Source organism: Streptomyces caniscabiei, from assembly GCF_014930365.1.
Classification (GTDB): Bacteria; Actinomycetota; Actinomycetes; order Streptomycetales; family Streptomycetaceae; genus Streptomyces; species Streptomyces caniscabiei.
In genome coordinates, this window is sequence record NZ_JABXWI010000007.1 from 192,664 (window position 1) to 217,752 (window position 25,089).

A 25,089-nucleotide genomic window follows, 5' to 3' on the forward strand; every position below is an offset into this window, starting at 1 on the left:
CGACAGACACGGCCGGGCGCACGGCCGCTGTGGGGGGAAACACAGCACAGGTACCGCACGGGTACGGCACGAAAGGGCAGGTGCACGGCATGAGCATCATCGGCTGGATCGTTCTGGGGCTGTTGGCCGGGGCCATCGCCAAGTTCCTGCTGCCGGGCCGGGACCCGGGCGGCTTCATCGGCACGACCCTCATCGGCGTCACGGGCGCCTTCATCGGCGGCTGGATCTCCGCCCGCTGGCTGGACCACCCGATCTCCGAGAACTTCTACGACGGCGCCACCTGGGCGGCCGCGATCGGCGGTTCCCTGGTCCTGCTGATCGCCTACCGCATCCTGTTCGGCCACTCCCGCCGCTGACCACGCCTCACCCGCACAGAGGGGTGGGCGCCAGGCGACCCCGCCCGGCGCCCACCCCTCGTCGTACGGGCCCTACCTACCGCTCATCACCGGTAGTTGACGAACTGCACCGCGAAGTCGAAGTCCTTGCCCTTGAGCAGGGAGATCACGGTCTGGAGGTCGTCGCGGCTCTTGGAGCTGACGCGGAGCTCGTCGCCCTGGACCTGGGCCTTGACGCCCTTGGGACCCTCGTCACGAATGATCTTCGCCACCTTCTTGGCGTTCTCCTGGGAGATGCCCTCCTCGATCGACGCGAAGATCTTGTACTCCTTGCCGGACAGCTGCGGCTCACCCGCGTCCAGCGACTTCAAAGAGATCCCGCGCTTGATCAGCTTGGACTGGAAGACGTCGAGGATGGCCTTCACCCGGTCCTCGCTGTTCGCCTCCATGAGGATCTTCTCGCCGGACCACGAGATCGAGGCGCCGACGCCCTTGAAGTCGTAGCGCTGCGAGATCTCCTTGGCGGCCTGGTTGAGGGCGTTGTCGACCTCCTGCCGCTCGACCTTCGAGACGATGTCGAAACTGGAGTCGGCCATGTCCTGTGGCTCCTTGTATCGGTGTATCGGGAGGCGACAAGCCTAGCCACCCCGCCCCCGAGAGCACTGATCAATCAGGTGGCGAAGCACCCCTGGGCATCAGGTATCGTTTACGACGTCGCCCCGGAGCACCGCCGAAAAGCGGTTCGAAGGACGACGAATCCCAGGCGGTGTGCCCGAGTGGCCAATGGGAGCGGACTGTAAATCCGTCGGCTTAGCCTACCCAGGTTCGAATCCTGGCGCCGCCACGTGGAGGGAAGCCCCTTCCGGACTGTGAGAGCAGTCGGGAGGGGCTTCTTCGTGTGCGGATTCGGTGGTCGGTGTCGGCGGCCCGGCACACTGACTGCATGTCATCGCGTCGCAGGAACTGCCCCGAGTGTCGTCGTGAGATCGCCGTCGTGGCGGGGCGGTTCGCGCGGCACGATCCACCGGGGGCGAGCGGGGAACTCGTGTCGTGTCCCGGGTCGCGCAGGCCGGCCCTGATCGGGGCGGCACAGCCCGCGCTCGACGGCTTCGTGGTGCCCGAGTTCCCCGGTCAGCTCCCCCTGTTCTGACCGGGGCCCGCACCTGTCAGTTGCCCGCCACCGACTTCACCGCCACCGACACCGGCGTCGAGCCGCTGATCAGTTCCAGGGTCAGGCCGGCCGTGGCGGGGGTGTCGAGGAGTTCGACCAGCGTCGCGGCCACGTCGTCGCGGGGGATCGGACCCCGACCGGTGGACGCCTCCAGACGCACCAGGCCCGTGCCCGCGTCGTCGGTCAGCATGCCGGGCCGCAGGATCGTCCAGTCCAGGGCGTCCAGGCCGCGCACATACGCATCGGCCTGGCCCTTCGCCCGCTGGTACACGTCGAAGACGTCGTCACCCTCGTGCTCCGGGTCCGCCCCCATCGACGAGACGACCAGGTGCCGTCGTACGCCCGTCCGTACCGCGGCGTCCGCGAACAGGACCGCCGCCCCGCGGTCGACCGTGTCCTTGCGGGCCGTTCCGCTGCCCGGACCGGCGCCCGCCGCGAACACGGCGGCGTCCGCGCCCTGCAGATGCGCGGCGACCTCCTCCACCGACGCCGACTCCAGATCGCACAGCACCGGTTCGGCACCGGCCGCGCGCAGATCGTCCGTCTGTTCGGCGCGGCGGATGATCCCCGCGACCTCGTCACCGCGCGCGGCGAGCAACCGCTCCAGCCGCAGCGCGATCTGACCATGACCTCCAGCGATGACAATGCGCATGTTTCCGACCGTACGCCCGACGGGACGCGTTTGCCGCGCAACCATTAGGCCGCCCCGGGTGTCTCAGTCATGTTCGCCGTACCGGCGAGCGTGGATATCACGGGGGGACCCATCACCGTCATGCGTAGAGCCATGCCTACGACCGTCGTACGAACGTCCATGAAGCGCGCCTCCGTCGCGGGTGCGCCCGTGGCCCGCCGGGCCTTCACCGGGGTCGGCTGCGCCGCGGCCGTGCTCGTCACGGTGGCCGCCTGCGGCACCGTGCAGAACCTGACCGCGGGCCAGAAGATCGACAACGCCGTCGAACAGCTGGGCGAGCAGAAGTCGCTGGCCTTCGGCATGCGGCTCGACGCCGACCCGGACGACCTCGTCGCGCTGATGGGCGAGGACAGCGAGGAAGTGCCGCCGGAGATGGCGGAGTTCTTCACCGGACTGCGCGTCGACGTGTCGGTCAGGTCGAAGAAGCCGCTGGCCGAGTCCGGTGAGAAGGACGTCGCCGGTATGGGCGTGAAGATCTCGGGCGAGGACGGTGTGTTCGCCGAGTACCGGATGGTCGGCGACTACACGTACTACCGCGCCGACATGCAGGCCATCGGCGACGCGATGGGCATGCCCTTCCCGACCGCCGACGAACTCGACGAACTCCCCGAGGACAAGCAGCACTTGCGGCCGGTCCTGGAGGGCGACTGGGTCAAGGTCAACACGGCCGACCTCCAGGACGCCGCCGAGGACGCGGGTGCCGGTTCCGGCGCGGACGGCTCCGACGAACTCGACGCCAAGACCCAGAAGAAGATCCTCGACGCCGTCCGCGGAGTCGTCGCCCGCGAGGTCGACTTCAAGACGAAGAACGACGGGGACGGCACCGAGGTCATCACCGCCAAGGCCAACTTCCGCGACCTGCTCACCGGAGTCATCGACAAGCTCCAGCCCCTCAAGGGCGACCTTCCGCCGGGCGCCGAACTCCCCACGGGCGAGGACATGAAGGACGCCCCGAACAAGAAGGTCGCGGTCGACTTCACCCTCAAGAACGGCGACCTCACCCGCATCGAGACCGACCTCGCGGTCCTCGCCGAGGACGCGAAGGGTGCCAAGGCCCCCCTCGTCCTCACCTTCGGCAAGGCCGGCGACATCAGCGCGCCCAAGGGCGCCTCCGAGATCCCGGTCGAGGAGTTCGGCGGCCCGTTCGGCGGCGGGGTGTTCAACGTCTGACCCACGGCGGTCCGTCCCGGGTACGCGCGCGTGCAGCACCAGCACAAACAGACGCACGCGCGCGTGCCCGCCCGGTCCTGCCGACGCGTGCCCGCCCGGCCACCCCGAAGCGAGCCCGCCCACACGCCCCCGTGCACGTCCTCGCGCGCACTCGCGCCTCGCACGCCCCCGCGCCTCTCACCACCACCCGGCTCACCCCACCCACACCCGCCCCCTCAGGCGCCCCTCAGGCCCCCCTCAGGACGGCTCCCCCCGCCCCTGCCGAGGCAGGTCCGGTGTCGCGCCCGTCGCCGAGCCGCAGTACTCGCGTACCGCGCTGGTGCGCGCCACGACGCGCCCCCGGTGCACGACGATCCGGCTGTACGCCAGGGACAGCGCGCCCGCGAGCCGCGCACCCCGCACGGCGAGCAGCTCGGCGGGGAAACCGGCCTCGACGCGGACCTCGGGCAGCCCCAGCGCGGCGCGCGCGGCCCCGCTGACGGTGTCGTACGCCTCCTCGGGCCGCAGCCCGTACCGGGAGGCCAGCAGGTACGCCGCCTCCAGGGGGTCCCCGCGGCCGACCGGGTTCGACATGTCCCGCAACGCCCCGCTGCCCGCCGCGACGCGTACGCCGGCCGCGCGCAGCAGCCGTACGGGCGCGGTGCCCCGGCGGTCCACGGTGCCGCAACCGCCCTGGGGGAGGCAGACGACGGTGACCCCGGCCGCCGCGAGCTGGTCGGCGGCGCGGCCGGCGGCCTGGGAGGGCAGGCGGGCGAGACCGCCGCACGGGCCGAGCGTCACGCCGGGCCGCAGACCGCCAGCCATGGCCGCGAGCCGCGCGAGCCGGGCCGGGTCGTCGCCGTCGGTGTGCAGGTCGACCGGGCAGTCGTGCTCGGAGGCGATCTCCAGGACCGCCTCCACGTAGCCGGTGGGATCGGGGTCCAGGTCCGGGCAGCCACCGACCACCGAGGCGCCCATCTTCACCGCGTCCCGCAGGATCGCGAGCCCGTCCGCCCCGGCCACCCCGGTCAGCACCCGGGGCATCGCCACCGTCGTCACCTCGACGAGGCCGCGCAGCGACCGCCGGGCCCGGAGCACCGCCGCCAGTGCGCCGAGCCCCTGCACGCCGCCCACGTGGACGTGCGAGCGCAACGCCGTGGCGCCGTGCCCGAGTTGCAGCAGCGCGGCCTCGGTGGCCCGGCGTTGGACGTCCGCGTCGTCGTACGGGACGGGTCCCTCGAAGTCGGCCGACAGGGCCGTGTCGCCGTGCGCGTGCGGCTCGACGGGGGCCGGCAGCAGCAGATGGCCGCCGAGGTCCACCCGGGTGGCGGACGCCCCCGACGCGGCGGGCCCGGGGCTCAGACTGCCCGCCGTGCCGACCGCCTCGATCCGCCCGCCGCCCAGCCGGACGTCCACCACCCGGCCGTCGGTCAGTCGCGCCCCGCACAGCAGCAGGGCGCCGGTCTCGTCCGGGCCCGAGGGCGGGCCGGAGGAGGAGGGGGACGGCTGCGGCTGGCTGTCGGGCATCGCGCTCCTGGGGCTACAAGATCACGCAGAGTGAGTCGAGCCTAGGCGGGCCGCCCGCCCTCGTCGCGGAGGAGCGCAATAGTCGTACCGGCGCGGTTCACCTGTCGGGGGACGGCGGGGAGACGGCCGGGACGCGCCGGAGGGACTGCCGGGAGAGCCGGGAACGGTGGTGCGGGTGAGGCCCGTGCGGCCTGCGGAAACGGGACGGACGACGGCTCCCGGGCGGCTCCGGTGAGCGCCGTCGGCGACCCACGGACGCTCCGTGAACGGGCCATGGAGAGGCCATGGATGCGGGCCGGGAAACGGATTTGGGCGATCGGCCGTGGGGCGTGTAATGTCTTCATCGCTCGCCCCAATAGCTCAGTCGGCAGAGCGTCTCCATGGTAAGGAGAAGGTCTACGGTTCGATTCCGTATTGGGGCTCTGGTGTGAAAGGTTCCCGTCGCGAGGCGGGATCCGATCGCATCACAGCGGTGTAGCTCAGTCGGTAGAGCAAGCGGCTCATAATCGCTGTGTCACCGGTTCAAGTCCGGTCACCGCTACTGACAGTAGCCGATTGCGGGGTCGGTCCTTCGATCGGCTACTCTTCTATGCGTTAAACCCTGTCCCATCCGTTCGTCAAGGAGCACTCACGTGGCTGCCACCGACGTCCGCCCGAAGATCACGCTGGCCTGCGTGGAGTGCAAGGAGCGGAACTACATCACCAAGAAGAACCGGCGTAACAACCCGGACCGACTGGAGATGAAGAAGCACTGCCCGCGTTGCAACGCGCACACCGCGCACCGCGAAACGCGATAAATCAGGCTCGTACGCGAGGCCGTCCCCGAGTGATCGGGGGCGGCCTCGTGTCGTTCCATCGACCAGTACCGGCCAGTACCCGCCGGTGCCGGCAGTACCGCCGTATCCGCAGCAACCAGGAGGTGCCGAGCCCATGGCGCTCGACCAGTCCTTCGTGGGGCGTACCTACCCGCCCACCGACCCCTACGAGGTCGGCCGGGAGAAGATCCGCGAGTTCGCGGAGGCCGTGGGGGACGCCAACCCCGTCTACACGGACCCCGAGGCGGCCAAGGCGCTCGGGTACGCCGATGTGATCGCCCCGCCGACCTTCGTGTTCTCGATCACGTTCAAGGCCGCGGGACAGGTCGTCCAGGACCCCCAGCTGGGCCTCGACTACAGCCGGGTGGTGCACGGCGACCAGAAGTTCGCCCACAAGCGCCCCGTGCGCGCCGGTGACCGCCTCACCGTCACCTCGACCATCGAGTCGATCAAGTCCCTGGCGGGCAACGACGTCCTGGACATCCGCGGCGAGGTCCACGACGAGTCCGGCGAACACGTCGTGACCGCCTGGACCAAGCTCGTGGCCCGCGCGGCCGAGGAGGCGTGAGAACCCGATGACCGCGAAGATCTCCTACGACGACGTCGAGGTCGGCACCGAACTGCCCGCCCAGTCCTTCGACGTGACCCGCGCCACCCTCGTCCGGTACGCGGGTGCCTCCGGCGACTTCAACCCGATCCACTGGAACGAGAAGTTCGCCAAGGAGGTCGGCCTCCCGGACGTCATCGCGCACGGCATGTTCACCATGGCCGAGGCGATCCGTGTCGTCACCGACTGGACCGGCGACCCGGGCGCGGTCGTCGAGTACGGCGTCCGCTTCACCAAGCCCGTCGTCGTCCCCAACGACGACGAGGGCGCCACCATCGAGGTCAGCGCCAAGGTCGGCGCCAAGCTCGACGACAACACCGTCCGCGTCGACCTCACGGCCATGAGCGGCGGCCTGAAGGTCCTCGGCATGTCCCGGGCGGTCGTACGACTGGCCTGACGGCCCCCGCGGCCCAGCCGCACCCCACGGTCCCCCGCCCCTCCCGGGTGCGGGGGTCTCGTACTCTTGAGCCCGTGCAGGAACTCCACGACGCCCCCCTCGCCCCGCTGACCACCTTCCGGCTGGGCGGGCCCGCGCGACGGCTGATCACCGCGACCACCGACGACGAGGTCGTCGCCGCCGTCCGCGAGGCCGACGACACCGGTACGCCGCTGCTGCTCATCGGGGGCGGCTCCAACCTGGTGATCGGGGACCAGGGCTTCGCCGGAACCGCGCTGGTCATCGCCACGAAGGGCTTCGCGCTCGACGGGACGCGGCTGGAGCTGGCCGCCGGCGAGGTGTGGACCGACGCCGTCGCCCGGACCGTCGAGGCCGGGCTCGCCGGGGTCGAGTGCCTGGCCGGCATCCCCGGCTCCGCCGGCGCCACTCCGATCCAGAACGTCGGGGCGTACGGCCAGGAGGTCGCCTCCACCATCACCGAGGTCGTCGCCTACGACCGCCGCACCCGCGAGACGGTCACCGTCCCCAACACCGAGTGCGCCTTCTCGTACCGCCACAGCCGCTTCAAGGACGAGCCCGAGCGGTACGTCGTCCTGCGGGTCCGGTTCGAACTGGAGGACGCGGGCGGCCTGTCGGGGCCGATCAAGTACGCCGAGACGGCCCGCACCCTCGGCGTCGAACCCGGCGACCGGGTACCCCTCGCCGACGCCCGCGAGACCGTGCTGAAGCTGCGCGCCGGGAAGGGCATGGTGCTCGACCCCGAGGACCACGACACCTGGTCCGCCGGATCGTTCTTCACCAACCCGATCCTCACCGACGAGCAGTTCGCCGCGTTCCACGCGCGCGTGCGCGAGCAGCTCGGGGACGACGTCGCCCCGCCCGCCTACCCCGCCGGCGACGGCCACACCAAGACCTCCGCCGCCTGGCTGATCGACAAGGCGGGCTTCACCAAGGGCTACGGCGCCGGCCCCGCCCGGATCTCCACCAAGCACACCCTGGCCCTCACCAACCGGGGCGCCGCCACCACCGAGGACCTGCTCACCCTCGCCCGCGAGGTCGTCACCGGGGTGCGCGAGGTCTTCGGCATCACCTTGGTCAACGAGCCGGTGACGGTCGGCGTCAGCCTCTAGGACGCGTCTAGGAGGCGTCTAGGACGCGTCGGCCTCGGCCGGGCGGGCGAGCCAGTCGTCCACGCCGGACAGCAGCTTGTTCCGCTCCAGCTCCGGGGCCGCCGACGCCCGGATCGACTGCCGGGCCAGCTCCGCCAACTCCGCGTCCGTGAAGCCGTGGTGGCGGCGGGCGATCTCGTACTGGGCCGCGAGGCGCGAGCCGAACAGCAGCGGGTCGTCCGCGCCGAGCGCCAGCGGCACACCGGCCTCGAACAGCGTCCGTAGCGGGACGTCCCCGTGTTTCTCGTAGACACCGAGAGCCACGTTCGAGGCCGGGCACACCTCGCAGGTGATCTGGCGGTCCGCGAGCCGCTTCAGCAGCCGCGGATCCTCCGCCGCACGCACCCCGTGCCCGATCCGGGAGGCGTGCAGATCGTCCAGGCAGTCCCGCACCGACGACGGCCCGGTCAGCTCACCACCGTGCGGCGCTGACAGCAGGCCCCCCTCGCGGGCGATCGCGAACGCCCGGTCGAAGTCCCGTGCCATGCCCCGGCGTTCGTCGTTGGAGAGCCCGAACCCGACCACACCCCGGTCCGCGTACCGCACCGCGAGGCGGGCCAGCGTGCGCGCGTCCAGCGGGTGCTTCATCCGGTTCGCCGCCACCAGCACCCGCATCCCGAGCCCGGTCTCCCGCGCCGTCGTGTCGACGGCGTCCAGGATGACCTCCAGCGCCGGGATCAGCCCGCCCAGCCGGGGCGCGTACGACGTCGGGTCCACCTGGATCTCCAGCCAGCCCGAACCGTCCCGCACATCCTCCTCCGCGGCCTCTCGCACCAGCCGCTGGATGTCGTCGGGCTGCCTGACGCAACTGCGCGCCGCGTCGTACAGCCGCTGGAACCGGAACCACCCTCGCTCGTCCGTAGCCCGCAGCCGCGGCGGTTCCCCGCTGGTCAGCGCCTCCGTCAGCGCGTCGGGCAGGCGGACCCCGTACTTGTCGGCGAGCTCCAGCACGGTCGTGGGCCGCATCGACCCGGTGAAGTGCAGATGCAGATGGGCCTTGGGCAGTTCAGAGAGATCACGTACACGCTCCATCGCCCGATCCTGCCGCACGCCCGTGCCGTCCCGGAAGCGGAATCCTCGAACGTGGTCTTGCTCGCACAAATGAAGAGGGGACCACACCGGGAAATCCGTGTGTGGTCCCCTCGCGGGCTCTGGACCTCAGTCCGTGGCCTCCGCCAGCAGCTTCTGGATGCGGGAGACGCCCTCGACGAGATCCTCGTCACCCAGGGCGTACGACAGACGCAGATAGCCGGGGGTGCCGAAGGCCTCGCCGGGGACGACCGCGACCTCGGCCTCCTCCAGGATCAGCGCGGCCAGCTCGACCGTGTCCTGGGGGCGCTTGCCGCGGATCTCCTTGCCGATCAGCTCCTTCACCGACGGGTAGGCGTAGAACGCGCCCTCGGGCTCCGGGCAGAACACACCGTCGATCTCGTTGAGCATCCGCACGATCGTCTTGCGGCGGCGGTCGAAGGCCTCCTTCATCTTCTCGACGGCCGACAGGTCGCCGGAGACGGCGGCCAGCGCGGCCACCTGCGCCACGTTGGAGACGTTCGACGTGGCGTGCGACTGGAGGTTGGTCGCGGCCTTGACGACGTCCTTGGGGCCGATGACCCAGCCCACGCGCCAGCCGGTCATCGCGTACGTCTTCGCGACACCGTTGACCACGATGGTCTTGTCGGCCAGCTCGGGGACGACCACCGGCAGCGAGTGGAACTCGGCGTCCCCGTAGACCAGGTGCTCGTAGATCTCGTCGGTCAGGACCCACAGGCCCTTCTCGGCGGCCCAGCGGCCGATCTCCTCGACCTGCGCGCGCGTGTAGACCGCGCCGGTCGGGTTGGAGGGGGAGACGAAGAGGAGCACCTTCGTGTTCTCGGTGCGGGCCGCCTCCAGCTGCTCGACGGAGACCCGGTAGCCCGTGGTCTCGTCGGCGACGACCTCGACCGGGACACCGCCGGCGAGACGGATCGACTCCGGGTACGTCGTCCAGTACGGCGCCGGGACGATGACCTCGTCGCCCGGGTCGAGGATCGCGGCGAACGCCTCGTAGATGGCCTGCTTGCCGCCGTTGGTGACGAGGACCTGCGACGCGTCGACCTCGTAGCCGGAGTCGCGCAGGGTCTTCGCGGCGATCGCGGCCTTCAGCTCGGGCAGACCACCGGCCGGCGTGTAGCGGTGGTACTTCGGGTTCTTGCAGGCCTCGACGGCCGCCTCGACGATGTAGTCCGGGGTCGGGAAGTCGGGCTCACCGGCGCCGAAGCCGATCACCGGGCGCCCGGCGGCCTTGAGGGCCTTGGCCTTGGCGTCCACGGCGAGGGTGGCGGACTCGGAGATCGCGCCGATGCGCGCGGAGACCCGGCGCTCGGTGGGAGGGGTTGCAGCGCTCATGGACCCCATCGTTTCAGACAGGAAACGCGCCGGGCACGCGGGTTTCACAGACTGAACAGCAAAGGAACAACCGTCCGTATCCGCGGCCGGAAACAGTCGATCTTCGACGAGCAACGCCCCTGCGGACGCTTTCTGTTCGACGACAGGCCTCGGACCACGTATGCTCTCTCCTCGTTGGCCTTCACCGGCCGCGCCCTCCAGGTGCACACCGAGCACTCGGTCGGATGCGGTACGTTGGGGGAGAACCGCAAAGGGTCGTAGCTCAATTGGTAGAGCACTGGTCTCCAAAACCAGCGGTTGGGGGTTCAAGTCCCTCCGGCCCTGCTACACACTCCTCACGCCAGGATGTGTGCGCATGTACGTACAGCAATGTTCCGCCGTGCGGCTCAGACCGGGCGCGGCACGGCCACGACCCGGACCGGAATCAGGTGAGGATGAATGACGGACGCCGTGGGCTCCATCGACACGCCTGATGCCCAGGACGAGGTGCCCGAGGACAAGAAGAAGACCCGCAAGGGCGGCAAGCGTGCCAAGAAGGGCCCGCTGAAGCGCCTCGCGCTCTTCTACCGCCAGATCGTCGCGGAGCTGCGGAAGGTCGTCTGGCCGACCCGCTCCCAGCTGACGACCTACACCACGGTGGTCATCGTCTTCGTCGTCATCATGATCGGTCTCGTCACTGTGATTGACTTCGGCCTCGACAAGGCCGCCAAGTACGTCTTCGGCTGAGCCGAGAGCGAAGGGCGCCGTTACCTGGCGCCCCTTTCGCGTGTTCCACCCCCATGATCCAGGAAGAAGCAGCCACGTGTCTGACCCGAACCTGAAGGACGCCATGGAGCCTCGCGGTGAAGGTGCCGAGTCCGTGGACGACGAACTCGACATCGTCGAGGGCGCGGACTCCGAGGACGACGTCGACGAGTTCGAGGCTGCCGAGGCCGAGGCGGGGGAGCCGGCCGAGGAAGAGGCCCTGCACGTCGAGGACGACTCCGACGAAGCGGACGCCGACGAGGACGAGGCGGCCGACGAGGCCGTCGAGGAGGAGACCGAGCCGGTCGACCCCGTCGAGGCCCTTCGTGAGGAACTGCGCACCCTGCCCGGTGAGTGGTACGTCATCCACACGTACGCCGGTTACGAGAACCGCGTGAAGACCAACCTCGAACAGCGTGCCGTCTCGCTGAACGTCGAGGACTTCATCTTCCAGGCCGAGGTGCCGCAGGAAGAGGTCGCGCAGATCAAGAACGGCGAGCGCAAGACGATCCGCCAGAACAAGCTCCCCGGATACGTTCTTGTCCGCATGGACCTGACGAACGAGTCCTGGGGCGTCGTCCGCAACACCCCCGGCGTCACCGGCTTCGTGGGCAACGCCTACGACCCGTACCCGCTGACCCTGGACGAGATCGTCAAGATGCTCGCGCCGGAGGCCGAGGAGAAGGCCGCCCGCGAGGCCGCCGAGGCCGAGGGCAAGCCGGCTCCCGCCCGCAAGGTCGAGGTCCAGGTGCTGGACTTCGAGGTCGGCGACTCGGTCACCGTCACGGACGGCCCGTTCGCCACGCTCCAGGCGACCATCAACGAGATCAACGCGGACTCGAAGAAGGTCAAGGGCCTCGTGGAGATCTTCGGCCGCGAGACTCCGGTCGAGCTGTCGTTCGACCAGATCCAGAAGAACTGAGTCTCTTCGGAGCTACGCAAACCCACGCTTCCGACCAGGTCGGGCGAGCTGTCCGCAGCTTGTCTGACCTGCTCGGTTTTTAGCCGCGCATCTATACCCGCTATCGTTGTGCGGTATGCCTTCATCTGGCCGCGAACCGGATGAGGGCGCACTCGAATCGAAAGGACCCGGAGAGTAATGCCTCCCAAGAAGAAGAAGGTCACGGGGCTCATCAAGCTCCAGATCCAGGCCGGCGCGGCCAACCCGGCTCCGCCGGTCGGCCCCGCGCTCGGTCAGCACGGCGTCAACATCATGGAGTTCTGCAAGGCCTACAACGCCGCGACCGAGTCGCAGCGCGGGTGGGTCATCCCGGTGGAGATCACGGTCTACGAGGACCGCTCCTTCACCTTCGTCACCAAGACGCCCCCGGCCGCCAAGATGATCCTCAAGGCCGCGGGTATCGAGAAGGGCTCCGGCGAGCCGCACAAGACCAAGGTCGCCAAGATCACCGAGGCGCAGGTCCGCGAGATCGCCACGACGAAGATGCCCGACCTCAACGCCAACGACCTGGACGCCGCCGCGAAGATCATCGCCGGTACCGCGCGTTCCATGGGCGTCACGGTCGAGGGCTGAACCCCACCTTCGTAGAACCATGCGGCTCACGCAGCCGCACGTGGTAGGGCCTGCTCGGCCCGTACACCACGACTCCTTTCAGAACACACAGGAGCAGTTGTGAGCAAGCGCAGCAAGGCTCTCCGCGCTGCGGACGCCAAGGTCGACCGGGACAAGCTCTACGCCCCGCTCGAGGCCGTCCGTCTCGCCAAGGAGACCTCCACCTCCAAGTTCGACGGCACCGTCGAGGTCGCCTTCCGTCTGGGTGTCGACCCGCGCAAGGCCGACCAGATGGTTCGTGGCACCGTGAACCTCCCGCACGGCACCGGTAAGACCGCCCGGGTCCTGGTCTTCGCGACCGGTGACCGTGCCGAGGCCGCGACCGCCGCCGGCGCCGACATCGTCGGCTCCGACGAACTGATCGACGAGGTGGCGAAGGGCCGCCTGGACTTCGACGCCGTCGTCGCCACCCCGGACCTCATGGGCAAGGTCGGCCGCCTCGGCCGCGTGCTCGGTCCCCGTGGTCTCATGCCGAACCCCAAGACCGGCACCGTGACCCCGGATGTCGTGAAGGCCGTCAACGACATCAAGGGCGGCAAGATCGAGTTCCGCGTCGACAAGCACTCGAACCTGCACTTCATCATCGGCAAGACGTCGTTCGACGACACCAAGCTGGTGGAGAACTACGCCGCGGCGCTGGAGGAGATCCTCCGTCTGAAGCCGTCGGCCGCGAAGGGTCGCTACATCAAGAAGGCCGCGATCAGCACCACGATCGGCCCCGGCATTCCGATCGACTCCAACCGCACCCGCAACCTCCTCGTCGAGGAGGACCCGGCCGCCGTCTGAGCCTGACGCTCACCGGCAGCCGCGTCGCGGACGCACAGCCCGAGGACGAGCCCCGCACCTTTCGAGGTGCGGGGCTCGTCCCTTTTCGGCACAGGGACATACGGGCTTCGTGCGGGTCTTTCCGGCGTACGGGTGGGCATACCCGCGCCACTGTGCTGCCCTGGTGTGTGGAGGACGGTGAATCTCCCTGGGGGGTGGGGACGGATGACCAGGACGACCATGTGTCGCCGTACGGCTGTGTCGTTCGCGGTGGTGGCCGCGCTGACGGGGGTGGTGGCCTGCGGCTCCTCGGGCTCGGGCGAGGGCGACGGGGGCGATCCGTTCGCGGCGCTGAAGCTCGCGGACGCGTCGACCCGTGACGCGGACTCGTCGAGGATCGAGTCCACCGGCGACCTGGGCGGGCTGATGTCCATCGAGGCGGACGGCGTGGTCGACTGGGCCGACGGCCTCGACGGCACCATGACCATCACCTACACCGGCGGACAGGCGGCCGAGCAGATGCGCTCCCTCGGCATCACCTCGACCGAGGCCCGCTATCTGCCCGACGCCTACTACGCGGACATGGGCGACCTGTTCGCCGGGCGGTACGGCGGCAAGCGGTGGATCAGGTACGCGTACGAGGACATGGACGAGATGATCGGCGGGGCCTCCGGCGCCTATGTGCAGGAGCACTTCAAGAGCGTCACACCGAACCAGTCCGTCCGGCTCCTGCTGGCCTCCGGCGACGTCGAGAAGGTCGGCGAGGAGGACGTGCGCGGGGAGCGGACCGCGCACTACTCCGGCGCCGTGGACGTCGCCGACCTCCAGGAGCGGAACGCGAACCTCGGCGAGGAGATGCGGGCCCGACTGGAGGAGCAGCTCGCCGCGTCCGGCATCACCACCGTCGACATCGACCTCTGGATCGACGACGACCATCTGCTGGTCAAGAAGGTCGAGAAGGCCGACACCGCGAACGGCACGGTGAACTCCACGGTCCACTACAGCGACTACGGCGTCGACGTCTCCACCGACGAGCCGCCGGCCGCCGAGACGGTCGACTACAAGGACCTGATGAGGAACCTGCCGACGAGCTGAATTCGCAGGACAGCCACACCCGGGCGGCGCTAGTGTCCAGCCGTCCCACAGAGGTGGGTCGTGAGGGACCAGGGGGACATATGAGGTTTGCCGCGTACGGCTCCGTAGGCTCCGTACATCGTCGCGGGGCCGTCGGCGTCGCCGTCGTGGCCGCGCTGCTCGGCGGGGCCACCGCCTGCGGCACGGAGGCGCGGGCCGAGGCGGAGCCGAAGACGCCCGCCGAGGCCGTGGCCCGGGCCGCCGAGCGGACGACGGACGTCACGTCGCTGCGGTACCGGGTGAGGGGCACGCTGCCCGGGCACGGGAAGGTGCGGGCCGAGGCGTCCATGGGTGTGCGGCCGTCCGTGCTGCGCATGGAAGTGACCGGGCTGGGGGCGAGCGAGGAGGGCTCCGTCGAGATCCGCTTCGTGGACAAGGCCATGTACACCGAGCTGGACGAGGCAACTCTCGGCGCCGCCGGGCTCGTGGGGGTGGAGACCGCCGGCAGGCACTGGCTCCGGGCGGCACCGGCCGCGTGGGGCGGCCTCAGCGTGGACAACCAGTCCTATCGGGTCCTGCCCCGGCAGCTGGAGGGCAGCCCGCTGGTGCAGTCCACGATCCTGAACGGCGCCGAGGACCTGCGGGAGGCCGGCACCGAGACGGTGGACGGCACCCGCACCACCCGCTATCGGGGCACGGTCACGGCCAAGGGGCTGAGGACGGCCCAGGGAACCGCCAAGGGCAAGAAGGCATGGGACCTCGCGACCAACAGCTTCGACCAGTTCAGGGCGCTGGGCCTGAAGGTCGGGAGCGCGCTCACCATGGAGCTCTGGGTCGACGAGGACGGCGGGACCAGACAGTTCCGGCTGCGCGGGGAGACCAGCACACTGGACAAGAAGGGGCGCTGGGTCGACACCGGTCCCCTCGACATGACCGTCACCTTCCTGGCCGTCGACCCGTCCGTGTCCGTCGAGCCCCCGGCGGCCGACGACACCGTGGACCTCGACGAGGTGGCGGGCCGGCCCGGATCCGGCTGAGCCGCGGCCTTTGGGGAGCGGATTTGCTTGACACGTCGTGTGTCATCTAATCTTCCGGAGAAGCCAAAGACCGCTGGTCGTTGCCGTGCGCTTGCAAGAGGGTGCGGTGGCCGAAGGATCCGCTGAACCGCGGACGACCCGCGCAGGTGACTGTGGAAGTTGCTCCTGGTCCGGTTCCGTCATCGTACGGAATTCGTCCGGTCGAGCTACGCCCCGTGCGCCTGCGCCGGGGCGTTTCGTTCGTTCACGGCCCCTTCTGAGCGGTCCTCATCACCCGGAAGGAGGCCGACGCTCTATGGCAAGGCCCGACAAGGCTGCCGCGGTGGCCGAGCTCACGGAGCAGTTCCGTAGCTCGAACGCCGCCGTGCTGACCGAGTACCGGGGTCTCACTGTGGCGCAGCTCAAGAACCTGCGCCGTTCGCTCGGTGAAGACGCCCAGTACGCCGTGGTGAAGAACACGCTGACCAAGATCGCGGCCAACGAGGCCGGGATCTCGACGCTCGACGACCTGTTCAACGGTCCGACGGCGGTTGCCTTCATCACCGGTGACCCGGTGACGTCGGCGAAGGGTCTTCGTGACTTCGCCAAGGACAACCCGAACCTCGTCATCAAGGGCGGTGTCCTTGACGGCAAGGCGCTGTCCGCCGACGAGATCAAGAAGCTTGCGGACCTCGAGTCCCGCGAGGTTCTGCTCTCCAAGCTGGCGGGTGCCTTCAAGGGCAAGCAGTCCCAGACTGCTCAGCTCTTCCAGGCGCTTCCCTCGAAGCTCGTCCGCACCGTGGACGCTCTTCGCGCCAAGCAGGACGAGCAGGGCGGTGCCGAGTAACTCGGCTCGCGCATTGATCCGCGTCGCCTGAGGCGCGGGTCGTAGCGGGCCGTAAGTACGCCCGCCGTATCGATACATCCGGCACCTGCCGAATTAGTGGAAGGATCGCCCATCATGGCGAAGCTCAGCCAGGAAGACCTGCTCGCGCAGTTCGAGGAGATGACCCTCATCGAGCTCTCCGAGTTCGTGAAGGCGTTCGAGGAGAAGTTCGACGTCACCGCCGCCGCGGCCGTCGCCGTCGCCGGCCCCGCCGTCCCCGGCACCCCGGCCGAGGCCGCTGAGGAGCAGGACGAGTTCGACGTCATCCTCACCGGTGCCGGCGACAAGAAGATCCAGGTCATCAAGGTCGTGCGTGAGCTGACCTCCCTGGGCCTGAAGGAGGCCAAGGACCTCGTGGACGGCGCCCCGAAGCCCGTTCTCGAGAAGGTCGCCAAGGAGGCCGCGGAGAAGGCCGCCGAGTCCCTCAAGGGCGCCGGCGCCTCCGTCGAGGTCAAGTAAGGCCCACGGGTCCGTACCGGACCCGCTGCTCGCCACACGGCCCCTCACATGGGGCTGTAACGCGGACGCACTGAAAGGCGATCACCCATGTGGGTGGTCGCCTTTCGGCGTTCGGGGACGTCGAGTGACGGCTGCCTTGCACTGTCGGTGGCGGCGAGTATGGTGATCTTCGTCGTGCCTCCGAGCACCCCTGGTGACCGGCCGCGAGTGACGATCGCAGCATCTGGTTCGGGCATGGGGGGCCTTGACGAACTGCACGCAGCGCGCAATTCTCAGGACGCGTCGTCACACGGATCCGAACTCCGAGGCATGGATCGACGGCGAAGAGGGCAGTATCGATGTGCATCGAGGGCGTGGCTTGCCGCAGGCGTTGAGGAACAACGAGGGTTTCCGAGGGTCCGTAAACCCGCACTGGACATCAGTGGGCCAACTGGCTACACTGACCCTTTGCGCTGCCTGTTAGCTGCCTCCTGCCCGTCACCAGGGGCATGCCCTCGCTCGAGCACCGACGATTGAACGTCCCTCACCTGGGGCTTTCCATCTCCGCGCCCGGTCGAGGGGGCCGGTACGCGCGTAGTGAGTCCGAGCCCTCGGAAGGACCCCCTCTTGGCCGCCTCGCGCAACGCCTCGACCGCGAATACGAACCCCGCCGCCAGCACCGCCCCGCTGCGCATCTCTTTTGCAAAGATCAAGGAGCCTCTCGAGGTTCCCAACCTGCTCGCGCTGCAGACCGAGAGCTTTGACTGGCTGCTCGGCAACACCGCCTGGCAGAGTCGGGTCGAGGAGGCTCTGGAGAACGGACAGGACGTCCCCACCAAGTCCGGTCTGGAGGAGATCTTCGAGGAGATCTCCCCGATCGAGGACTTCTCCGGGTCGATGTCGCTGACGTTCCGCGACCACCGTTTCGAGCCGCCGAAGAACAGCATCGACGAGTGCAAGGACCGCGACTTCACGTACGCGGCCCCGCTCTTCGTCACCGCCGAGTTCACCAACAACGAGACCGGCGAGATCAAGTCCCAGACGGTCTTCATGGGCGACTTCCCGCTCATGACCCACAAGGGCACCTTCGTCATCAACGGCACCGAGCGTGTCGTGGTGTCGCAGCTGGTCCGTTCGCCGGGTGTCTACTTCGACTCCTCCATCGACAAGACGTCCGACAAGGACATCTTCTCCGCCAAGATCATCCCGTCCCGGGGTGCCTGGCTGGAGATGGAGATCGACAAGCGCGACATGGTCGGTGTGCGTATCGACCGCAAGCGCAAGCAGTCCGTGACCGTCCTCCTCAAGGCACTCGGCTGGACCACCGAGCAGATCCTGGAGGAGTTCGGCGAGTACGAGTCCATGCGCGCCACCCTGGAGAAGGACCACACCCAGGGGCAGGACGACGCGCTGCTCGACATCTACCGCAAGCTGCGTCCGGGCGAGCCCCCCACGCGTGAGGCCGCGCAGACGCTGCTGGAGAACCTGTACTTCAACCCCAAGCGCTACGACCTCGCGAAGGTCGGCCGCTACAAGGTCAACAAGAAGCTGGGTGCGGAGGCTCCGCTCGACGCGGGCGTCCTGACCGTCGAGGACGTCATCTCGACGATCAAGTACCTGGTGAAGCTGCACGCGGGCGAGACCGAGACGGCCGCCGACAACGGCCAGACGATCGTCGTCGAGACCGACGACATCGACCACTTCGGCAACCGTCGTCTGCGCAGCGTCGGCGAGCTCATCCAGAACCAGGTCCGTACGGGTCTGGCGCGTATGGAGCGTGTCGTCCGCGAGCGCATGACGACCCAGGACGTCGAGGCGATCACGCCCCAGACCCTGATCAACATCCGGCCGGTCGTCGCCTCCATCAAGGAGTTCTTCGGCACCAGCCAGCTGTCGCAGTTCATGGACCAGAACAACCCGCTGTCGGGTCTCACCCACAAGCGCCGTCTGTCGGCTCTTGGTCCGGGTGGTCTGTCCCGTGAGCGGGCCGGCTTCGAGGTCCGTGACGTGCACCCGTCCCACTACGGGCGCATGTGTCCGATCGAGACGCCCGAAGGCCCGAACATCGGTCTGATCGGCTCGCTCGCCTCCTACGGCCGCGTCAACGCGTTCGGTTTCGTGGAGACGCCGTACCGCCGGGTCACCGACGGTGTCGTCACCGACGAGGTCGACTACCTGACGGCCGACGAGGAGGACCGCTTCGTCATCGCGCAGGCCAACGCCACGCTCGACGACGACATGCGCTTCACCGAGAACCGCGTCCTGGTCCGCCGCCGTGGCGGCGAGGTCGACTACGTCCCCGGTGACGACGTCGACTACATGGACGTCTCGCCGCGCCAGATGGTGTCGGTCGCGACCGCCATGATCCCCTTCCTGGAGCACGACGACGCCAACCGTGCCCTCATGGGCGCGAACATGATGCGTCAGGCCGTGCCGCTCATCAAGAGCGAGTCCCCGCTCGTCGGCACCGGCATGGAGTACCGCTCCGCCGTCGACGCCGGCGACGTGGTCAAGGCCGAGAAGGCGGGTGTGGTCCAGGAGGTCTCCGCGGACTACATCACCACCACCAACGACGACGGCACGTACATCACGTACCGCCTGGCCAAGTTCGCCCGCTCCAACCAGGGCACCTCGGTCAACCAGAAGGTCATCGTCAACGAGGGCGACCGGATCATCGAGGGCCAGGTCCTGGCCGACGGTCCGGCCACCGAGAACGGCGAGATGGCCCTCGGCAAGAACCTGCTCGTGGCGTTCATGCCGTGGGAGGGTCACAACTACGAGGACGCGATCATCCTGTCGCAGCGCCTCGTGCAGGACGACGTCCTCTCCTCGATCCACATCGAGGAGCACGAGGTCGACGCCCGTGACACCAAGCTCGGCCCCGAGGAGATCACCCGGGACATCCCGAACGTCTCCGAGGAGGTCCTCGCCGACCTCGACGAGCGCGGCATCATCCGCATCGGTGCCGAGGTCGTCGCCGGCGACATCCTGGTCGGCAAGGTCACGCCCAAGGGTGAGACCGAGCTGACCCCGGAGGAGCGCCTGCTCCGTGCGATCTTCGGTGAGAAGGCCCGTGAGGTCCGTGACACCTCGCTGAAGGTGCCGCACGGCGAGATCGGCAAGGTCATCGGCGTCCGCGTCTTCGACCGCGAGGAGGGCGACGAGCTTCCCCCCGGTGTCAACCAGCTGGTGCGTGTGTACGTGGCGCAGAAGCGGAAGATCACCGACGGTGACAAGCTCGCCGGCCGTCACGGCAACAAGGGCGTCATCTCCAAGATCCTGCCGATCGAGGACATGCCGTTCCTGGAGGACGGCACCCCGGTCGACATCATCCTCAACCCGCTCGGCGTGCCGTCCCGAATGAACCCGGGACAGGTGCTGGAGATCCACCTCGGCTGGCTCGCCAGCCGCGGCTGGGACGTCTCCGGTCTCGCCGACGACTGGGCGAAGCGTCTGCAGGTCATCGGCGCCGACTCCGTCGCCCCCGGCACCAACGTCGCGACCCCGGTCTTCGACGGTGCCCGCGAGGACGAGCTGGCCGGTCTGCTCCAGCACACCATCCCGAACCGCGACGGCGAGCGCATGGTGCAGCCGACCGGTAAGGCGAGGCTGTTCGACGGCCGCTCCGGTGAGCCGTTCCCGGACCCGATCTCCATCGGGTACATGTACATCCTCAAGCTGCACCACCTGGTCGACGACAAGCTGCACGCCCGGTCGACCGGTCCGTACTCGATGATCACCCAGCAGCCGCTGGGTGGTAAGGCCCAGTTCGGTGGCCAGCGCTTCGGTGAGATGGAGGTGTGGGCGCTGGAGGCTTACGGCGCCGCGTACGCCCTCCAGGAGCTGCTGACCATCAAGTCCGACGACGTCACCGGCCGCGTGAAGGTCTACGAGGCCATCGTCAAGGGCGAGAACATCCCCGAGCCCGGCATCCCCGAGTCCTTCAAGGTTCTCATCAAGGAGATGCAGTCCCTGTGCCTCAACGTGGAGGTGCTGTCCTCGGACGGCATGTCCATCGAGATGCGCGACACCGACGAGGACGTCTTCCGCGCTGCGGAGGAGCTTGGCATCGACCTGTCCCGGCGCGAGCCGAGCAGCGTCGAAGAGGTCTGACGGGAGTCCGGCGGCCTTCACCGCGAGAAGCATGAAGGCCGCCGGCCCCAGGACCCCCGTATCAGACCCCATGACTTACAACCCTGAGAGGGATTGACGCATAGTGCTCGACGTCAACTTCTTCGACGAGCTCCGGATCGGTCTGGCCACCGCTGACGACATCCGTCAGTGGAGCCACGGCGAGGTCAAGAAGCCCGAGACGATCAACTACCGCACGCTCAAGCCCGAAAAGGACGGACTCTTCTGCGAGAAGATCTTCGGTCCGACCCGGGACTGGGAGTGCTACTGCGGCAAGTACAAGCGTGTCCGCTTCAAGGGCATCATCTGTGAGCGCTGTGGCGTCGAGGTCACGCGCGCCAAGGTGCGCCGTGAGCGGATGGGCCACATCGAGCTGGCCGCTCCCGTCACCCACATCTGGTACTTCAAGGGCGTTCCGTCGCGGCTGGGCTACCTGCTCGACCTCGCCCCGAAGGACCTGGAGAAGGTCATCTACTTCGCGGCGTACATGATCACGTACGTCGACGAGGAGCGCCGCACGCGTGACCTGCCCTCCCTGGAGGCGCATGTCTCCGTCGAGCGGCAGCAGATCGAGAACCGCCGGGACGCCGACCTGGAGGCCCGCGCCAAGAAGCTCGAGACCGACCTGGCCGAGCTGGAGGCCGAGGGCGCCAAGGCCGACGTGCGCCGCAAGGTGCGCGAGGGCGCCGAGCGTGAGATGAAGCAGCTGCGCGACCGTACGCAGCGCGAGATCGACCGTCTTGACGAGGTGTGGACCCGGTTCAAGAACCTCAAGGTCCAGGACCTGGAGGGCGACGAGCTCCTCTACCGCGAGCTGCGTGACCGCTTCGGCACGTACTTCGACGGTTCGATGGGTGCCGCGGCGCTGCAGAAGCGCCTGGAGTCCTTCGACCTGGACGAGGAGGCCGAGCGCCTCCGCGAGATCATCCGCACCGGCAAGGGCCAGAAGAAGACCCGTGCGCTCAAGCGCCTCAAGGTCGTCTCCGCGTTCCTGCAGACCAGCAACAGCCCCAAGGGCATGGTGCTCGACTGCGTGCCGGTCATCCCGCCGGACCTCCGCCCGATGGTGCAGCTGGACGGTGGCCGCTTCGCGACCTCCGACCTGAACGACCTGTACCGCCGTGTGATCAACCGGAACAACCGACTGAAGCGGCTTCTCGACCTCGGCGCGCCCGAGATCATCGTGAACAACGAGAAGCGCATGCTCCAGGAGGCCGTGGACGCGCTCTTCGACAACGGTCGTCGTGGTCGCCCGGTCACCGGTCCCGGTAACCGCCCGCTGAAGTCCCTGAGCGACATGCTCAAGGGCAAGCAGGGTCGATTCCGTCAGAACCTGCTCGGCAAGCGTGTGGACTACTCCGCGCGTTCCGTGATCGTCGTCGGTCCGCAGCTGAAGCTGCACCAGTGCGGTCTGCCGAAGGCGATGGCGCTGGAGCTCTTCAAGCCGTTCGTGATGAAGCGGCTCGTGGACCTCAACCACGCGCAGAACATCAAGAGCGCCAAGCGCATGGTCGAGCGTGGCCGCACCGTCGTGTACGACGTCCTCGAAGAGGTCATCGCCGAGCACCCGGTGCTGCTGAACCGTGCGCCCACCCTGCACCGCCTCGGCATCCAGGCCTTCGAGCCGCAGCTGGTCGAGGGCAAGGCCATCCAGATCCACCCGCTCGTCTGCACCGCGTTCAACGCGGACTTCGACGGTGACCAGATGGCCGTGCACCTGCCGCTCTCCGCGGAGGCGCAGGCCGAGGCCCGCATCCTGATGCTGTCCTCGAACAACATCCTCAAGCCCGCCGACGGCCGTCCGGTGACGATGCCGACCCAGGACATGGTCCTCGGTCTGTTCTTCCTCACCACCGACGGCGAGCTGCGTGACACCAAGGGCGAGGGGCGTTCGTTCGCCTCCACGGCCGAGGCGATCATGGCGTTCGACGCCGGCGAGCTCGCGCTGCAGTCCCAGGTGGACATCCGCTTCCCGGTGGGCACCATCCCGCCGCGTGGCTGGATGCCGCCGGCGCGCGAGGAGGGCGAGCCGGAGTGGCAGCAGGGTGACAGCTTCCGTCTGAAGACCACGCTCGGCCGTGCCCTCTTCAACGAGCTGCTGCCCGAGGACTACCCGTTCGTCGACTACTCGGTGGGCAAGAAGCAGCTCTCCGAGATCGTCAACGACCTGGCCGAGCGCTACCCCAAGGTCATCGTGGCGGCGACGCTCGACAACCTGAAGGCAGCCGGCTTCTTCTGGGCGACCCGTTCCGGTGTCACCGTGGCCATCTCCGACGTCGTCGTTCCCGAGGCGAAGAAGGAGATCGTCCGCGGGTACGAGGCGCAGGACGAGAAGGTCCAGAAGCAGTACGAGCGCGGTCTGATCACCAAGGAAGAGCGCACGCAGGAGCTCATCGCGATCTGGACCAAGGCGACCAACGAGGTCGCCGAGGCGATGAACGCGAACTTCCCGAAGACGAACCCCATCTTCATGATGGTCGACTCGGGTGCCCGCGGAAACATGATGCAGATGCGTCAGATCGCCGGTATGCGTGGTCTGGTGTCGAACGCCAAGAACGAGACGATCCCGCGTCCCATCAAGGCGTCCTTCCGCGAGGGCCTGTCCGTGCTGGAGTACTTCATCTCCACGCACGGTGCCCGTAAGGGTCTGGCGGACACCGCCCTGCGTACCGCCGACTCGGGTTACCTGACCCGTCGTCTGGTGGACGTCTCGCAGGACGTCATCATCCGCGAGGAGGACTGCGGCACCGAGCGCGGTCTGAAGCTGCGGATCGCCTCGAAGGACGAGACCGGGGTCCTGCGCAAGGCCGAGGACGTCGAGACCAGCGTCTACGCCCGCATGCTCGCCGAGGACGTCGTCATCGACGGCAAGGTGATCGCGCCGGCCAACGTGGACCTGGGCGACGTGCTCATCGACCAGCTCGTGCACCACGGTGTCGAGGAGGTCAAGACCCGCTCGATCCTGACCTGTGAGTCCAAGGTCGGCACGTGTGCCATGTGCTACGGCCGCTCCCTGGCCACCGGCAAGCTGGTCGACATCGGTGAGGCGGTCGGCATCATCGCCGCCCAGTCCATCGGTGAGCCCGGTACCCAGCTGACGATGCGTACCTTCCACACCGGTGGTGTGGCCGGTGACGACATCACGCAGGGTCTGCCGCGTGTCGTCGAGCTCTTCGAGGCCCGTACGCCCAAGGGTGTCGCGCCGATCTCCGAGGCGGCCGGTCGCGTCCGCATCGAGGAGACGGAGAAGACCAAGAAGATCGTCATCACGCCGGACGACGGCAGCGACGAGACGGCGTTCCCGATCTCGAAGCGCGCCCGTCTGCTGGTGAGCGAGGGCGAGCACGTCGAGGTGGGCCAGAAGCTCACCGTGGGTGCCACCAACCCGCACGACGTGCTGCGCATCCTGGGTCAGCGTGCCGTCCAGGTCCACCTGGTCGGCGAGGTCCAGAAGGTCTACAACTCGCAGGGTGTGTCGATCCACGACAAGCACATCGAGATCATCATCCGGCAGATGCTGCGCCGCGTGACGATCATCGAGTCCGGCGACGCCGAGCTGCTGCCCGGTGAGCTGGTCGAGCGCTCGAAGTTCGAGACCGAGAACCGTCGTGTGGTCCAGGAGGGCGGTCACCCGGCCTCCGGTCGTCCGCAGCTGATGGGTATCACCAAGGCCTCGCTGGCGACGGAGTCCTGGCTGTCGGCCGCCTCCTTCCAGGAGACGACCCGAGTGCTGACGGACGCGGCGATCAACGCCAAGTCCGACAGCCTCATCGGCCTCAAGGAGAACGTCATCATCGGTAAGCTCATCCCGGCCGGTACGGGTCTGTCCCGCTACCGCAACATCCGGGTGGAGCCGACCGAGGAAGCCAAGGCCGCGATGTACTCGGCCGTCGGCTACGACGACATCGACTACTCGCCGTTCGGCACGGGCTCCGGCCAGGCCGTCCCGCTGGAGGACTACGACTACGGGCCGTACAACCAGTAAGGCCTGCGTCTGAAGCACTGAAGGGCGGTCGTCCCACACGGGATGACCGCCCTTCGGCGTTGTCCGAAGCCGGAGCGAGAGGTTGCGCCGGCGGGCGAGAGCGCGGCAGGCCTCCAACCGCGGCCGCGGAGCCACCCCGGGCCGTCCGGATGGCCCGGGCGGGCCTTGAGGGCGCTCACGGGGCATGCCGGCGCCCGAGGGGGCGGCCTCGGGCAGGCGTGGTCGAGCCCG

General features: G+C 68.5%; 22 protein-coding genes and 4 tRNA genes. 21 read left to right on the top strand and 5 right to left on the bottom strand.

Annotated features, from left to right (window positions below; genetic code table 11):
• Positions 1–89 precede the first annotated feature (89 nt).
• Positions 90–356 (top strand): GlsB/YeaQ/YmgE family stress response membrane protein, encoded by a 267-nt coding sequence (locus HW837_RS20825; protein WP_045559601.1) that lies wholly within the window; start codon positions 90–92, stop codon positions 354–356.
• 86 nt (positions 357–442) lie between these two features.
• On the opposite strand, the gene HW837_RS20830 is transcribed toward HW837_RS20825, so the two are convergent.
• The gene (locus HW837_RS20830) at positions 443–931 is read right to left on the bottom strand and encodes a YajQ family cyclic di-GMP-binding protein (RefSeq protein WP_045559414.1); all 489 of its coding nucleotides are present in this window, start codon (positions 929–931) and stop codon (positions 443–445) included.
• Positions 932–1,097: 166 nt separating this feature from the next.
• On the opposite strand from HW837_RS20830, the gene HW837_RS20835 reads away from it, so the two are divergent.
• Both HW837_RS20835 and HW837_RS20840 read left to right on the top strand, forming a co-directional pair.
• Positions 1,098–1,179, top strand: a tRNA-Tyr gene (locus HW837_RS20835).
• Between the two features lie 99 nt (positions 1,180–1,278).
• On the top strand, positions 1,279–1,485 hold the full coding sequence (locus HW837_RS20840; RefSeq protein WP_045559605.1) for a hypothetical protein: 207 nt from the start codon (positions 1,279–1,281) through the stop codon (positions 1,483–1,485).
• Between the two features lie 16 nt (positions 1,486–1,501).
• Here the strand turns inward: HW837_RS20840 and HW837_RS20845 are convergent, their stop codons facing one another.
• Positions 1,502–2,158 (bottom strand): SDR family oxidoreductase, encoded by a 657-nt coding sequence (locus HW837_RS20845; protein ID WP_045559430.1) that lies wholly within the window; start codon positions 2,156–2,158, stop codon positions 1,502–1,504.
• A 132-nt stretch (positions 2,159–2,290) separates the two neighbouring features.
• On the opposite strand from HW837_RS20845, the gene HW837_RS20850 reads away from it, so the two are divergent.
• Entirely contained in the window at positions 2,291–3,367 is a 1,077-nt protein-coding gene (locus HW837_RS20850) for a hypothetical protein (RefSeq protein ID WP_234442633.1), read from the top strand.
• 237 nt (positions 3,368–3,604) lie between these two features.
• Here the strand turns inward: HW837_RS20850 and HW837_RS20855 are convergent, their stop codons facing one another.
• The gene (locus HW837_RS20855; protein WP_045559432.1) at positions 3,605–4,873 is read right to left on the bottom strand and encodes an amidohydrolase family protein; all 1,269 of its coding nucleotides are present in this window, start codon (positions 4,871–4,873) and stop codon (positions 3,605–3,607) included.
• A 349-nt stretch (positions 4,874–5,222) separates the two neighbouring features.
• Here HW837_RS20855 and HW837_RS20860 point away from each other — a divergent pair.
• The 6 genes from HW837_RS20860 (at position 5,223) to HW837_RS20885 (ending at position 7,822) form a co-directional block, all read left to right on the top strand.
• A tRNA-Thr gene (locus HW837_RS20860) sits at positions 5,223–5,295 on the top strand.
• Positions 5,296–5,341: 46 nt separating this feature from the next.
• Positions 5,342–5,414 (top strand) — tRNA-Met (locus tag HW837_RS20865).
• Positions 5,415–5,505: 91 nt separating this feature from the next.
• On the top strand, positions 5,506–5,670 hold the full coding sequence (rpmG, locus tag HW837_RS20870) for a 50S ribosomal protein L33 (protein WP_003948671.1): 165 nt from the start codon (positions 5,506–5,508) through the stop codon (positions 5,668–5,670).
• 133 nt (positions 5,671–5,803) lie between these two features.
• Positions 5,804–6,256, top strand: a complete 453-nt coding sequence (locus HW837_RS20875; RefSeq protein ID WP_045559433.1) for a MaoC family dehydratase N-terminal domain-containing protein — start codon at positions 5,804–5,806, stop codon at positions 6,254–6,256.
• A gap of 7 nt (positions 6,257–6,263) precedes the next feature.
• On the top strand, positions 6,264–6,692 hold the full coding sequence (locus HW837_RS20880) for a MaoC family dehydratase (protein ID WP_045559434.1): 429 nt from the start codon (positions 6,264–6,266) through the stop codon (positions 6,690–6,692).
• A 74-nt stretch (positions 6,693–6,766) separates the two neighbouring features.
• On the top strand, positions 6,767–7,822 hold the full coding sequence (locus HW837_RS20885) for a UDP-N-acetylmuramate dehydrogenase (RefSeq protein ID WP_045559435.1): 1,056 nt from the start codon (positions 6,767–6,769) through the stop codon (positions 7,820–7,822).
• 18 nt (positions 7,823–7,840) lie between these two features.
• Here the strand turns inward: HW837_RS20885 and HW837_RS20890 are convergent, their stop codons facing one another.
• Both HW837_RS20890 and HW837_RS20895 read right to left on the bottom strand, forming a co-directional pair.
• A complete protein-coding gene (locus HW837_RS20890) occupies positions 7,841–8,893 on the bottom strand; it encodes an adenosine deaminase (protein ID WP_045559436.1) in 1,053 nt (350 codons plus the stop codon).
• 126 nt (positions 8,894–9,019) lie between these two features.
• The gene (locus HW837_RS20895) at positions 9,020–10,246 is read right to left on the bottom strand and encodes a pyridoxal phosphate-dependent aminotransferase (RefSeq protein ID WP_045559437.1); all 1,227 of its coding nucleotides are present in this window, start codon (positions 10,244–10,246) and stop codon (positions 9,020–9,022) included.
• A gap of 251 nt (positions 10,247–10,497) precedes the next feature.
• On the opposite strand from HW837_RS20895, the gene HW837_RS20900 reads away from it, so the two are divergent.
• From HW837_RS20900 to HW837_RS20950, 11 genes are all read left to right on the top strand, one after another.
• Positions 10,498–10,570, top strand: a tRNA-Trp gene (locus HW837_RS20900).
• A gap of 114 nt (positions 10,571–10,684) precedes the next feature.
• Positions 10,685–10,972 (top strand): preprotein translocase subunit SecE, encoded by a 288-nt coding sequence (secE, locus tag HW837_RS20905; RefSeq protein ID WP_033528314.1) that lies wholly within the window; start codon positions 10,685–10,687, stop codon positions 10,970–10,972.
• A 76-nt stretch (positions 10,973–11,048) separates the two neighbouring features.
• Complete coding sequence (gene nusG, locus HW837_RS20910) at positions 11,049–11,912, top strand: transcription termination/antitermination protein NusG (RefSeq protein WP_045559438.1); 864 nt, start codon at positions 11,049–11,051, stop codon at positions 11,910–11,912.
• 177 nt (positions 11,913–12,089) lie between these two features.
• On the top strand, positions 12,090–12,524 hold the full coding sequence (gene rplK / locus HW837_RS20915; RefSeq protein ID WP_033528316.1) for a 50S ribosomal protein L11: 435 nt from the start codon (positions 12,090–12,092) through the stop codon (positions 12,522–12,524).
• Positions 12,525–12,623: 99 nt separating this feature from the next.
• Entirely contained in the window at positions 12,624–13,349 is a 726-nt protein-coding gene (gene rplA, locus HW837_RS20920; protein ID WP_033528317.1) for a 50S ribosomal protein L1, read from the top strand.
• Positions 13,350–13,553: 204 nt separating this feature from the next.
• Positions 13,554–14,423: an SCO4651 family lipoprotein gene (locus HW837_RS20925; RefSeq protein WP_045559439.1), complete on the top strand. Its 870-nt coding sequence runs from the start codon at positions 13,554–13,556 to the stop codon at positions 14,421–14,423.
• Positions 14,424–14,503: 80 nt separating this feature from the next.
• Entirely contained in the window at positions 14,504–15,439 is a 936-nt protein-coding gene (locus HW837_RS20930) for an SCO4651 family lipoprotein (protein ID WP_052682949.1), read from the top strand.
• A gap of 295 nt (positions 15,440–15,734) precedes the next feature.
• A complete protein-coding gene (rplJ, locus tag HW837_RS20935) occupies positions 15,735–16,265 on the top strand; it encodes a 50S ribosomal protein L10 (RefSeq protein WP_033528319.1) in 531 nt (176 codons plus the stop codon).
• Between the two features lie 114 nt (positions 16,266–16,379).
• Positions 16,380–16,763, top strand: a complete 384-nt coding sequence (gene rplL, locus HW837_RS20940) for a 50S ribosomal protein L7/L12 (RefSeq protein WP_045559440.1) — start codon at positions 16,380–16,382, stop codon at positions 16,761–16,763.
• Positions 16,764–17,369: 606 nt separating this feature from the next.
• Positions 17,370–20,855, top strand: coding sequence for a DNA-directed RNA polymerase subunit beta (gene rpoB, locus HW837_RS20945; RefSeq protein ID WP_045559441.1), 3,486 nt, complete (start codon positions 17,370–17,372; stop codon positions 20,853–20,855).
• Between the two features lie 103 nt (positions 20,856–20,958).
• On the top strand, positions 20,959–24,858 hold the full coding sequence (locus tag HW837_RS20950; RefSeq protein ID WP_045559442.1) for a DNA-directed RNA polymerase subunit beta': 3,900 nt from the start codon (positions 20,959–20,961) through the stop codon (positions 24,856–24,858).
• Positions 24,859–25,089: the final 231 nt, after the last annotated feature.

What these genes read in the sequence shown, in the direction of transcription:
- HW837_RS20830 (WP_045559414.1), bottom strand. Translation starts at nt 931, where the DNA reads ATGGCCGACTCCAGTTTCGACATCGTCTCGAAGGTCGAGCGGCAGGAG.
- rplJ (WP_033528319.1), top strand. Translation starts at nt 15,735, where the DNA reads ATGGCAAGGCCCGACAAGGCTGCCGCGGTGGCCGAGCTCACGGAGCAG.
- HW837_RS20840 (WP_045559605.1), top strand. Translation starts at nt 1,279, where the DNA reads ATGTCATCGCGTCGCAGGAACTGCCCCGAGTGTCGTCGTGAGATCGCC.
- HW837_RS20825 (WP_045559601.1), top strand. Translation starts at nt 90, where the DNA reads ATGAGCATCATCGGCTGGATCGTTCTGGGGCTGTTGGCCGGGGCCATC.
- rplL (WP_045559440.1), top strand. Translation starts at nt 16,380, where the DNA reads ATGGCGAAGCTCAGCCAGGAAGACCTGCTCGCGCAGTTCGAGGAGATG.
- HW837_RS20875 (WP_045559433.1), top strand. Translation starts at nt 5,804, where the DNA reads ATGGCGCTCGACCAGTCCTTCGTGGGGCGTACCTACCCGCCCACCGAC.
- HW837_RS20890 (WP_045559436.1), bottom strand. Translation starts at nt 8,893, where the DNA reads ATGGAGCGTGTACGTGATCTCTCTGAACTGCCCAAGGCCCATCTGCAT.
- HW837_RS20855 (WP_045559432.1), bottom strand. Translation starts at nt 4,873, where the DNA reads ATGCCCGACAGCCAGCCGCAGCCGTCCCCCTCCTCCTCCGGCCCGCCC.
- HW837_RS20880 (WP_045559434.1), top strand. Translation starts at nt 6,264, where the DNA reads ATGACCGCGAAGATCTCCTACGACGACGTCGAGGTCGGCACCGAACTG.
- HW837_RS20895 (WP_045559437.1), bottom strand. Translation starts at nt 10,246, where the DNA reads ATGAGCGCTGCAACCCCTCCCACCGAGCGCCGGGTCTCCGCGCGCATC.
- secE (WP_033528314.1), top strand. Translation starts at nt 10,685, where the DNA reads ATGACGGACGCCGTGGGCTCCATCGACACGCCTGATGCCCAGGACGAG.
- rplK (WP_033528316.1), top strand. Translation starts at nt 12,090, where the DNA reads ATGCCTCCCAAGAAGAAGAAGGTCACGGGGCTCATCAAGCTCCAGATC.
- HW837_RS20850 (WP_234442633.1), top strand. Translation starts at nt 2,291, where the DNA reads ATGCCTACGACCGTCGTACGAACGTCCATGAAGCGCGCCTCCGTCGCG.
- HW837_RS20930 (WP_052682949.1), top strand. Translation starts at nt 14,504, where the DNA reads ATGAGGTTTGCCGCGTACGGCTCCGTAGGCTCCGTACATCGTCGCGGG.
- HW837_RS20845 (WP_045559430.1), bottom strand. Translation starts at nt 2,158, where the DNA reads ATGCGCATTGTCATCGCTGGAGGTCATGGTCAGATCGCGCTGCGGCTG.
- HW837_RS20925 (WP_045559439.1), top strand. Translation starts at nt 13,554, where the DNA reads ATGACCAGGACGACCATGTGTCGCCGTACGGCTGTGTCGTTCGCGGTG.